Raw genomic sequence first — 11,215 nt, forward strand, 5'->3', positions numbered from 1 at the left:
CTCTCTCTCTCTCTCTCTCTCTCTCTCTCTCTCTCTCTCTCTCTCTCTCTCTCTCTCTCTCTCTCTCTCTCTCTCTCTCTCTCTCTCTCTCTCTCTCTTCCGTTCTTCTGCCTGCCTCTGCCTGCCCTGCCTCGCAGCCCGCCCGGCCGCCCCTGCCTCGGCCGCCCGCGCCGCCCGCCCGCGCCCTGCCCGCCTGGCCGCCCCTGCCCGCGCCCGCGCGCGCGCCTTGGCAGATGTCAGGATCAGAAGCTATAAGATTAAGGAAGTTGGTCATTTCCCGGACACTATCGAGCATTCCCTCATCCATATTCACATCCAGAATTTGAGCCCCGCCTTGTACCTGATCAAGAGCTACCTTCAGCGCATTATCATATTCTTTATTCTTTATGTAATTAAGAAAAGTTCTTGAACCCGTTACGTTTGTGCGCTCTCCGACATTTACAAAATTGGAGTCTTCAGTGATTACAAGGGGTTCCAGTCCGCTTAACTTCAGTGGAAGTGTCTTCATATTAAACAGCTACTGCCTCCGCCCTTTTTCGGGGTTCGTATTTACGTGCCAGCTCAGCCATTTTCGAGATATGTGCAGGAGTAGTACCACAACAACCACCCAGAATATTCACCAGATTATCTTCCAAATATTTCTCCACTTCCCGCCCCATCAGCTCTGGACCCTGATCATATTCCCCAAACTCATTCGGAAGTCCGGCATTCGGGTAAGCACTGACAAAGAAATCAGACTTATCAGCCAAGTTTTGCAGATATGGTTGAAGTTGTTTTGCTCCCAGTGCGCAATTGAATCCAACACTTAGAATTGGAGCATGAGACACAGAGATCAAAAACGCTTCTACCGTTTGACCGGAAAGCGTTCTTCCCGAAGCGTCGGTAATAGTTCCGGAAACCATAATGGGTAACGATTCTCCCCGCTCATCAAATAACTCTTGAATGGCAAAAAGAGCTGCTTTAGCGTTCAGTGTGTCAAAAATAGTTTCTACAAGCAGAAGATCAGCTCCGCCATCCATCAGTCCTTTCGCTTGTTCCTTGTAAGCCTCCGCCAGCTCATCGAAGGTCACGGCGCGATAACCCGGGTCGGTGACTTCAGGCGAGATAGAAGCCGTTTTATTGGTAGGCCCCATAGAACCGGATACAAATCGTGGTTTAGCGGGGTTCTGTTGGGTGAATTTATCGGTTGCTTTCTTCGCTATTTCAGCTGACTTCCGGTTCAATTCATACACAATGTGCTCCAGGCTGTAATCGGCTTGAGCAATACTGGTACCACTAAAGGTATTCGTCTCCACAATATCCGCTCCCGCTTCCAGGTATTCCTCATGGATGGCCTGAATAATATCCGGCCGGGTCAGGCTAAGTAAATCATTATTGCCTTTCAGGTCGTCTGTATGATCCTTGAACTGTTCGCCTCTGAAATCTTCTTCTTGCAGCTTATAGCGCTGAATCATGGTACCCATGGCTCCATCAAGAATCAGGATTCGGTCTTTTAATGCTTGTTCTATATTCACTCTTTCGTTGTTGGATTAGCTTATACAGAAAGAGCGGGAGTGATTAGCTCGCTTATCTTTCAACACACATAAATTCTTATATGCGTTGTGGGATTTGGCACCTGTTGAGTACATAAAGTTTATGTGCTTAATGGTTGCCAAGACGTCATCGGGCCCATCCCTCAGTCTTTCTTTATAAGCATTCAATAAATTTCGCTTTGAATATAATGGTTGTTGATTTGCCGGACAACCTGATTTACAGTCTATAATGTAACACCATTACAACAGAAAGAACGCAGAGGTTATAGCTCCGTCCTTATCCCAAAGTGCACCTTCCCGTTTCCTATAGATTCTTCGGGTGAAATAGCATAGCTAAACTTCAATCGCCCGATTTGTGTTTGATAGCTAAGACCAAATCCTGCAGAGAAAAGATATTTCGTTAATCGGAAGTCATTATTGGTTTCGGTAAGTAGTCTTGGTCGGTTAAAACCTCCCACCGCTCCGAAACTGAACAGATACGACTGTCGATTCAGTAAGAATCGATATTCTACATCCCCCCAAAGCATGGTTCCGGCTCTGAACTGCTGCTCGGCATAGCCGCGAAAGGAATTTGCTCCTCCAAACCTGATCAAATCGTTAGTGGTAATCTTATCCGACTCCAGAAAAAACCCATGCAAAGAAGTCGATATCACGCTTTTTTCAAGTATGGGAATGTAGTTTCGGGCGGTGAATTCCAATGAGTTTTGAGTGAATGCCGTGACTGAATCATCGGCTAAATCTTTATTTGCAACACCCAGTATCACCCGTATTGAACTTCCTTGGGTTGGTGCATCAAACCGATCTACGTTAACATATTCAAAACCTAATCGAGCGGTTCTTTTTTGACCATCCGGCTCCACAATTTGTGGAAGATTACTGCCGGAGGTCGTACTCTGAAATCCCACTCCCCCGATTAGTTTGATACCCCGCCCCATCAGGTAATAGCCATTTACCTCAAAATCACGGCTTTGATAGGTCGTGTCGTTCTGATAAAGCTGCATTCCGGCTGAAATCCCAACGGGAATCTTGCCAATCCAGTCTTGAGAAGCTCTCAGGTTTAACTGACTGGTTTCCGGACGTAGCCGCTGATACCGTAAGTCAAATCCGTTTCCCTGAGTTAACACATTCCACAGCGAGAGTTCAGCATCCCCTGCAATTTGCCCGTTTCCGGCAGCATCCGGCACATACCCCAATAATCCATCAAATTGATTTAAGGATCGCTCCTCTATCCTGAAAACGATCACAGGTTCACCCCGCTTAAGATAAATTTGGGCCGGTTCTACAGTATTAAACAGTCCGCTTGAATTTAAGTTGGAACGAAGAAGTCTGAGGTAACCCGGTGTAATTGTCTTGTTTGGTTGATGTCTCGAAACTTTTCGCAGATAATCCTGAGTGTTCGATTTGGCTCCTGAGAAGTAAATATCAGCTGTGGTGACTTTTTCTCCAGTTTGGATCTCAATGTCCACATTAACCCGGCACTCTTCAGGCATGGGGTTTATTGAAGCTATGATAGATCGGGCAAAAGGGAATCCCTCTTCTTCCAGACTGTAGATCAGCCCATCGATCTCGGCCTGTAAGTTTTTATCTGAATACGGAACGTCGGGTGTTACTAATGTTGAAGAATCAATCTGACCGGAATAATTAACCTTTATTTCATCAAACTGATATCTGCACCCTCTTTCTATCCGGGCTGAAAAATCCGTGACTGAAATTACTTCAGCGGTAAAGTATCCTTCCGAGATAAGCCATCGCCTGATCCTCCGTTCATTTTGGGAAGGACTTTCTGTGAGTTCTGTCTCCAGACTATCCGGTAGCGGGACTAATTCACCGTTTTCATAAACCTGAAACTCCAACTTTTGACTTTGCGGAAAAGCCAGCAGCGGTATGGACAGAAATAAAATGAAAAAACCTGATTTTGGGAACATGCCTGAATCTACACTCTTTTTAAAACTTGTGCTTCAAATCCATTAGAAAAGCCATATATCCTAAATGAGTAGTCATACTTTAAGGGTCATATTCACCAAAAATTTTGATAATAGAAATTTAATGATCTCAGCGTTTAGTTATGATTTAAAAAGAGCGTAATTTCATTCTTTCAGAAAAAGCTCACCTATTTCTGCTCATAAAAATCACTGGAAAATATATTTTATATTAGTCACTCCATTATTTACTTCTTTCGCCTTTAACACCAAATTATTTAATGAAAAATACATACCACGAACTTATTGACCAGACCTATGATTTCCCCCAAAATGGATTTTCTCTGGTTGATGGCACGCTGAATTTCAACAATGTTGACCTTCACTATCTCATCGGGAAATACGGAACGCCATTTAAACTGGCTTATCTTCCTAAAATCAGGGAAAAAATTCAGCGTTCCCGGGAATACTTTAATAAAGCCATATCTGAGAACGGCTACTCCGGTACGTACGAGTTTTGTTACTGCACCAAGTGTTGTCACTTCAATCATGTAGTGCGGACCGCTTTAAAGGAGAACGTTTCACTTGAAACCTCCTCTTCCTTCGATATCGACTTGATTGAGAACTTATACAATAAAGGTGTTTTCTCCAGCGAAAAAACCATTGTTCATAATGGATATAAAACCGATGATTACATCAGAAAGATTGGCAGGCTGAATCAACAGGGCTTCAAGAATTCCATTTGTGTATTGGATAACGCCCGTGAGCTGGATCAGCTTGAGGAGCTTAACCTCGATCATCCCATCAAAATCGGATTGAGGATTTCCATTGAAGAAGATCCCAAAGCCGCTTATTACACCTCCAGACTGGGCATCAACAAGCGCGAGATTCTTGATTTTGTAAAGGAGCGTATTGTCGGGAATGACAGTGTTGAGCTCGTTATGGTACATTTTTTCGTGGATTCCGGCGTCAGTGATAACATGTACTACTGGAATGAATTCAAGAAAGCGCTGAGTCAGTTCACAAAAATCAAAAAAATTGCTCCTTCGGTAAATGCTCTAAATATTGGTGGCGGATTTCCTATTCAAAACAGCCTCAGCTTCGATTTCGATTATGAATACATTACCGGCGAAATTGTGCGCAATATTCAGGAAGCTTGCAAGGATGAGAACGTCGAAGAGCCGGACATCTACACCGAATTCGGAAAATATACCGTTGGAGAAAGCGGTGCGGTTATCTTTCAGGTGCTGGAACAGAAACAGCAGAACGATGCTGAGTTGTGGTACCTGGTAGATAACAGCCTGATGAATACCATTCCCGATGCATGGTCTATAAATGAGAAGTTCATCCTTCTGCCCCTCAATAAATGGGAAAACCAATATAAACGAATAAATATCGGTGGTATCAGCTGCGATCATTCCGATTATTATAATTCGGAGGAATTGAACCAACAGGTTCTTCTTCCCACTTTTTCCGATGATGACTCCGAACCACTCTACATCGGGTTTTTCCACACCGGGGCTTATCAGGATTCTATTAGCGGTTATGGTGGTATTAAACACTGTCTCATTCCGTCTCCCAAGCATATTGTGGTAGATAAGGATGAAGACGGGAATTTATTCGATTACGTATATCGCGATGAACAAACAGTAGATAACATGCTTAATATTCTGGGTTACAATGACTAATAATAATCCGATTTTTGCCGGTATAGAAGGAGATCATAATTCTTTTGAGAATGCCAGCGTACTTTTACAATCCATTCCTTATGACGGAACCAGCACATGGGGCAAAGGAGCCGACCGAGGCTTTAATGCTTTTCTGGATGCCGCCGAAAACATGGAAATATATGATTTAGAAACCGACAGTGAAGTATATAAGAAAGGCGTTCATGTTATCGATCCCATTTTGGAGGATTCTTCACCCGAAGCAATGTTCAAGGCTGTTTATGATAGCACAAAAGAACTTCTTACGAAGGATAAATTTCTCACCTTTTTTGGCGGAGAACATTCAGTCAGCATTGGTATCATAAAGGCTTTTTATGAGGCTCACCCCGATATCACCATTTTACAGCTGGATGCCCATACTGATCTTCGTCCTGAGTACCACGGTTCGCCATATAACCATGCCTGTGCGGTTTATGATGCTTCCCAAAATACCAACCTGATACAGGTAGGCATCCGGAGCATGGATTCTGAAGAACTGAAACACCTGGATCGCAACAAATGCTATTTTGCAGAAGATATGTACGGCCAAACTGACTGGATGGAGGGCTCTGTTTCTAAAATGACAGATCATGTGTACATCACCTTAGACCTTGATGTATTTGATCCTTCCATCATGCCTGCAACGGGTACCCCGGAACCGGGCGGGCTGGATTGGAACACAATGATCCGCTACCTCAAAAAAGTGTTTCAGCAAAAGAATGTATTGGGCTTCGATATTGTGGAACTTGCCCCTATTGAGGGATTATCTGCTCCACAGTTTTTGGCTGCCAAACTTTACTATAAAATGCTAAGCTATAAATTTTCGACTCATGAGTAAAAAAGGTCCCGTTTCCGATTTCTTAACCCACCACTTTCGTCATTTCAATGCAGCTTCGGTTGTTGACGCCGCCAAAGCTTATGAAGAACAACTTAATTCGGGTTCAAAAATGATGATTACTCTTGCCGGTGCCATGAGTTCGGGAGAACTCGGACTTTCCCTGGCTGAAATGATACGGCAAGATAAAGTCCACATTATCACCTGCACCGGGGCCAACCTGGAAGAAGACGTATTCAACCTTGTGGCTCATGATCATTACAAACGTATTCCCAATTACCGGGATTTGAGTCCCCAGGATGAGCAAGATCTTCTCGATCAGCATTTCAACCGGGTTACCGATACCTGTATCCCTGAAGAAGAAGCTATGCGCCGTATTGAAGAGCATTTAGTGAAACGCTGGGTAAAAGCTACAGAAGAAGGAAACCGACACTTTCCCCATGAGTATTTTTATGATCTGCTCTTAAGCGGAGACCTGAAAGGTTCCTATCAGATTGATCCTAAGGATTCGTGGCTTATGGCTGCTGCAGAGAAGAATATCCCTGTGATTGTTCCAGGTTGGGAAGATTCTACCTGCGGTAATTTCTTTGCCTCTCACTGTATTGAGGGTCGCACAAAGCCAAACGCGATGAAGTCAGGCATAGAATACATGATGTATTTGTCTGATTGGTACCTGAACAACTCAGACAACGGGGTAGGATTTTTTCAAATCGGAGGCGGTATTGCCGGAGATTTTCCTATTTGTGTGGTACCAATGATTGAGCAGGATTTAGGGAAATCAGATGTACCGCTTTGGTCCTACTTTTGCCAGATCAGCGACTCCACCACAAGTTACGGTTCATACTCAGGGGCTGTTCCCAACGAAAAGATAACCTGGGGCAAACTTGGAATAGACACGCCAAAGTTCATAATAGAATCGGATGCGACTATTGTAGCTCCGCTTATTTTTGCTTACTTACTTGGCTGGTAAAAGTTTATAACGAATCGGACAATTTGCGTGGCCATTACTAATAAAGAAATATCCACTAAGAAAGCTCTTCAAATTTATAAACATTTGTTGCTTCCGCGACAAATTGAAGAGCGTATGCTTAAACTACTTCGTCAAAACAAAATCAGTAAATGGTTTTCCGGAATTGGTCAGGAGGCCGTGGGAGTAGGTGTCACCCTCTCATCCAAACCTGAAGATTATATTCTTCCCATGCATCGGAATTTAGGGGTATTCACAACCCGTGGAGTACCCCTCTACCCTCTTTTCTGTCAACTGTTTGGCAAGGCTGATGGGTTTACCGGCGGACGTGATCGTTCTTTCCATTTTGGTATTCCTGAACATAATATTATTGGGATGATTTCCCACCTCGCCGCCATGATGCCGGTGGCTGACGGACTCGCTTTAGCCAAAAAGTTAAAGGGAGAAGATGCTGTTGCTTTCTCCTTCTGTGGAGACGGTGCAACCAGCGAGGGTGACTTTCATGAAGCCTTGAATTTAGCTGCCGTCTGGGAACTACCGGTTGTTTTCATTATTGAGAATAACGGTTACGGTCTCTCTACACCAACTTCTGAGCAATACGCGTGCGAAAAATTATCGGATCGAGCCAAAGGCTATGGAATGCACGGTTTTCATATTGATGGAAATAATGTGTTTGAAGTAATGGAAACGGTGCAAAAAGCACGAACACTCGCTCTAAAAGGTGAACCCGTTATGATTGAAGCCCAAACCTTCCGGATGCGTGGACACGAGGAAGCCTCAGGAACACATTACGTTCCCGATATTCTATTTGAAAACTGGGCAGATAAAGACCCCATCCTGAGGGTAGAAAACTTTCTTAAAGAAGAAGGCATTGCTGACAAAAATGACTTCGACAAGATCACCAAAGAGATCGATCAATCGTTTAAAAAAGACCTGGAAAAAGCTTTAAAGGCAGCTGATCCGGTTTTTGATGAGCAAAAGGAGTTGTCGTCAGTTTATTCTCATGAAGAACCCCTTGTTCCCAAAAGTTCTAATGGTATCACCTATGAGAAACGCTTTGTAGATGTTATTCAGTCCTCCTTATGGCAAGCCTTTAAGGAAGACAACTCGTTTCTGATTATGGGTCAGGATATTGCTGAATACGGCGGGGTCTTTAAAATTACGGAAGGTTTCTTTAAAGAATTTGGACAAGAACGTATTCGTAACACACCTATTATAGAATCAGGGGCATTAGGTGCCGCAATGGGGCTTGCTTTGGAAGGTTTCAAGCCGGTGGTGGAAATGCAGTTTGCTGATTTTATTTCCTGTGGATTTAATCAAATTGTGAACAACATTGCCAAGACACATTACCGATGGTCCCCCCCGCTTAACATAACCATTCGTGCTCCTCATGGTGGTGGGGTTGGTGCCGGCCCTTACCATTCCCAATCAGTGGAAGGATGGTTCATGCAAATTCCCGGATTAAAAGTGGTTGTACCCGGAACGGTAGAAGATGCTCAGAACTTGCTGTACAGCTCTCTGTATGATCCTAATCCTGTCTTGTTTTTTGAGCATAAGAAACTCTACCGCAGTCTGAAGGCCGATGTGTCTGACAAAGCTCAATACCAACCCCTTGGTAAAGCTAAAGTTCGCCGTGAAGGGACTGACATCTCTGTTATTACATACGGTATGGGCGTTCAATGGGCACTTTCTCTGGCCGAATCATATGACAAGAAAGGGATTTCCCTCGAAATTGTTGATTTACGAACCCTGCTTCCTTTGGATAAAGAAACCATCAGGGAAACTGTCTGCAATACAGGGAAAGTTTTGCTTTTGCAAGAACCTTCCCTGACTATGGGACCGGTAAGTGAAATCTCGGCTATCATTTCTGAAGAATGTTTTGAATGGCTGGATGCCCCCGTGATGCGTTGTGCCTCTCTGGATATGCCTATCCCTCACGACAAAAAACTCGAAGATGGATTTATGGCAAATGCGAAGCTGGAAGAAATGCTTAATAAGCTTGTTGAATACTAACCTGTAGTCCAACATTATGGAGAATACTAAGAGCATTGACAGACTCAATTATAGCTGGAATATTTTCCTACACCAACAAGAGCTCATAAAATTAGCCGATAATAAAATCCGGTATTTATTCCTGGTAAGCAGTGTGGCAGCTACTTTTATACTAACTGAGTCCAGAACCCTCGAAACGATCAACATTTCCGAGATTTTGTTTATGGGGTCTTTTCTGCTTTTCCTGGCTTTTGCCTCGTTGACCATCAAACCCAGAAAAACTGCTTCCGGCGGAGCTGATGCCTCAAAGCTGATATATCATAAAGATATTATCTCAAGACCAAACCGGGGAGCTTATGCAGGTGATTTTCTTGAGGCTTCGGATGAAGAATTGCAAAGCGACCTGCTTCATCAGATTTATGAGATTTCTTCTATTGCCAACAAGAAATACCGATACTATAATTATTCATTCTACACCCTTTGTGTGCAGATTGTTCTCTTCTTCGTGGTTCTTATTTAGTTGGAGCCTCCGCTTCTATAAAAACTCTCTTCACCCGAGGATACATTTTCTTAATTGCAGCAGAAAGTTCTGCCGTTCCCGCTTCAACCTGATCCGAATTTAGCTCAGATACAAAATCAGCGTTAATGGTTACCAGGATGTACTGTGGACCCATATGCAGTGTCAACACCTCATTGAGCCTATGGATGAAGTCCATATCATTTCCCAGCTTCTGTATTCCCTCAGTAATTTCAAGATCGGCACTCTCTCCAATCAACAGGCCTTTGGTTTCATGGGCCAGCCAGATTGCAGTTCCCCCTAATATCACTCCGATAACAATAGATGCAATCCCATCAAAAATGAGAATACCGGTTAGCTGAGAAAGAAATACCCCTACAAAAGCCACTATTAATCCCAGCATAGCAGCGGAGTCTTCAAACAAAACCACAAAAGTAGTCGGATCTTTTTCTTTGCGCACGGCCTCATAATAACTCCGGTCCCCTTTGGTCTTATTAAACTCCTTCCAGGCAAAATACCATGCAAAGGCTTCAAAAATCATGGCCAGACCCAATACAATGTAGTTCACCATGGGATTGGAGATTTCATGAGGATCGGACAGGCTGTGAATCCCTTCATAAATGGAAATACCGGAACCCACCGCAAAAATCATGATTGCCACCACAAAACTCCAGAAATAGACTTCTTTACCGTGACCAAAAGGAAAATCGGCGTCGGCCGGCTTTTCAGCTTTCTTCAATCCCATGAGCAGCAGAATCTGATTTCCGGTATCCACCACCGAATGAATACCCTCCGACATCATAGCCGAGCTGCCGGTAATTACAACAGCAATAAATTTAGTAACTGAAATGAGTCCGTTACCAATTAAAGCGGCATATATTACTTTCTTTGATCCTGAGGCCAAGAGGTTTTTGTTTTATGGATGTTCAAATCAAAGAAAAGCGATTCTAAACAGACATGCACCCATAAATCTGAGAAACTTACTCTTTAACCAAAACAGGATAGGTATAGGGATTTCCTAAATACGACTGTTTGGATAACATATATCCTGGATTCACAAAAACGTTAAATCGAACACTATCTCGCTGAGGAGCTGGAAATGTAATTATATACTTCACCCCATCTTTAAAATCTTCTTTACGCGAGGTTATTTTTATGTTTGATGGTTGGGTGAAGTGTTCAAAAAAAGAGGTGATGGTACGAACCTTTATATCAGAAATCCCTTTCCGGGAAAATGGAGTAAGATAGAAGTGATCAGCTCTGGCAGTATCAGAGTTGGCAAGGTCCCAGCGAATAATCAAGTCTTCGGGCTGAAGCCATACTTTCGGAGGAGTTTCGTATTGAGTAACGATTGTTATCCATTCATTTTTAGAATGCCCCTTATTCATATCTAACGTAGCTATCCATTTGTCTTCTTCTTCACGAATCGAAAACCGTACACCTTCCGACTTCTTCTCATATCCAGAGGTTATGGAAGGTGAACTCCTGTCAGTCTTGAGCAGCTCATCCAGATCAGCCCGGGTTTTGGAAATAAAGGGTTCGATCTCAGCTACAAAGTGTTGAACGTAGTTATTACCAGAGAATATTGGGGCTTTAAGTTGCTTAATATGATATTCCAGAGTTTCTATTTGAAGCGGCGCACGAAACGCGAAAGCGTTTCACGATAAATGCGAAAACCTAGATGTTCAAAGCTGCACCAGTGGTTAAATATCCGGTTGCATAACTGAACCAAGAAACCAACATAACA

At 43.4% G+C, this 11,215-nt stretch carries 9 protein-coding genes, 1 pseudogene and 1 riboswitch; of the genes and pseudogenes, 5 read left to right on the top strand and 5 right to left on the bottom strand.

The window, feature by feature from the left end:
• Positions 1-226 precede the first annotated feature (226 nt).
• From ABFW99_RS02175 to ABFW99_RS02185, 3 genes and pseudogenes are all read right to left on the bottom strand, one after another.
• Positions 227-508, bottom strand: a pseudogene (locus ABFW99_RS02175) (dihydropteroate synthase); the annotation flags it as partial.
• Between the two features lies 1 nt (position 509).
• Positions 510-1,463: a homocysteine S-methyltransferase family protein gene (locus ABFW99_RS02180; RefSeq protein ID WP_440707406.1), complete on the bottom strand. Its 954-nt coding sequence runs from the start codon at positions 1,461-1,463 to the stop codon at positions 510-512.
• Between the two features lie 100 nt (positions 1,464-1,563).
• Positions 1,564-1,695, bottom strand: a riboswitch (SAM riboswitch).
• Positions 1,696-1,795: 100 nt separating this feature from the next.
• Complete coding sequence (locus ABFW99_RS02185) at positions 1,796-3,457, bottom strand: BamA/TamA family outer membrane protein (RefSeq protein WP_349353125.1); 1,662 nt, start codon at positions 3,455-3,457, stop codon at positions 1,796-1,798.
• A gap of 275 nt (positions 3,458-3,732) precedes the next feature.
• On the opposite strand from ABFW99_RS02185, the gene ABFW99_RS02190 reads away from it, so the two are divergent.
• The 5 genes from ABFW99_RS02190 to ABFW99_RS02210 are packed head-to-tail and all read left to right on the top strand — an operon-like array spanning position 3,733 to position 9,471.
• Positions 3,733-5,139: an arginine decarboxylase gene (locus tag ABFW99_RS02190; RefSeq protein WP_349353126.1), complete on the top strand. Its 1,407-nt coding sequence runs from the start codon at positions 3,733-3,735 to the stop codon at positions 5,137-5,139.
• Positions 5,132-5,995 carry an agmatinase gene (speB, locus tag ABFW99_RS02195; RefSeq protein ID WP_440707405.1) on the top strand — a complete coding sequence of 288 codons (864 nt, stop codon included), beginning with the start codon at positions 5,132-5,134 and terminating at the stop codon, positions 5,993-5,995. Before ABFW99_RS02190 ends, speB begins: the two co-directional genes overlap by 8 nt.
• Positions 5,988-6,962, top strand: coding sequence for a deoxyhypusine synthase family protein (locus ABFW99_RS02200; RefSeq protein WP_349353129.1), 975 nt, complete (start codon positions 5,988-5,990; stop codon positions 6,960-6,962). The genes speB and ABFW99_RS02200 overlap by 8 nt, the downstream gene beginning before the upstream one ends.
• 27 nt (positions 6,963-6,989) lie before the next feature.
• Complete coding sequence (locus tag ABFW99_RS02205) at positions 6,990-8,972, top strand: alpha-ketoacid dehydrogenase subunit alpha/beta (RefSeq protein WP_349353130.1); 1,983 nt, start codon at positions 6,990-6,992, stop codon at positions 8,970-8,972.
• 16 nt (positions 8,973-8,988) lie between these two features.
• A complete protein-coding gene (locus ABFW99_RS02210) occupies positions 8,989-9,471 on the top strand; it encodes a Pycsar system effector family protein (protein WP_349353131.1) in 483 nt (160 codons plus the stop codon).
• Here ABFW99_RS02210 and ABFW99_RS02215 read toward each other — a convergent pair.
• Together ABFW99_RS02215 and ABFW99_RS02220 are read right to left on the bottom strand one after the other, a co-directional pair.
• Positions 9,464-10,372, bottom strand: a complete 909-nt coding sequence (locus ABFW99_RS02215; protein WP_349353132.1) for a cation diffusion facilitator family transporter — start codon at positions 10,370-10,372, stop codon at positions 9,464-9,466. The genes ABFW99_RS02210 and ABFW99_RS02215 overlap by 8 nt on opposite strands.
• 76 nt (positions 10,373-10,448) lie before the next feature.
• Complete coding sequence (locus ABFW99_RS02220) at positions 10,449-10,856, bottom strand: hypothetical protein (protein ID WP_349353133.1); 408 nt, start codon at positions 10,854-10,856, stop codon at positions 10,449-10,451.
• Positions 10,857-11,215: the final 359 nt, after the last annotated feature.

Origin of the sequence: Gracilimonas sp. BCB1 (genome assembly GCF_040117685.2) — a bacterium.
Taxonomy (GTDB): Bacteria; Bacteroidota; Rhodothermia; order Balneolales; family Balneolaceae; genus Gracilimonas.